Consider the following 282-nt stretch of genomic DNA (forward strand, 5'->3'; position numbering starts at 1 on the left):
GTATTGGTCAGAACCCTCTAAATATAAGTCAGCTGGCGCTGAAGGTCTTCCCTTTCTTCTAACACAGACTGATGGGACGACCCAGAATCGAACCAAACATCCATGATATCCATTTCTTTAGTAAAAGTACCATTTGGACTGTGGTCAGAAGTAAACCCTTCAGGGAGTAAGTCTTTTGTTTCCCATTCGAACCAAATATTTGAACCATGTTCACGGAAAAGGTCAGAGACATGATTGATTGTTTCATCACTGATGATAGGTTCTCCATCCTCACCATAAAAA

General features: G+C 40.8%; 1 pseudogene. It reads right to left on the reverse strand.

Features of this window, described 5'->3' with window-relative positions:
• A pseudogene (locus tag AOA59_RS27650) lies at positions 1-257 on the reverse strand (class I tRNA ligase family protein); the annotation flags it as partial.
• Positions 258-282 lie beyond the last annotated feature (25 nt).

The organism is Pseudomonas sp. 2822-15, from assembly GCF_002742515.1.
In the GTDB taxonomy this organism is placed as follows: domain Bacteria; phylum Pseudomonadota; class Gammaproteobacteria; order Pseudomonadales; family Pseudomonadaceae; genus Aquipseudomonas; species Aquipseudomonas salomonii.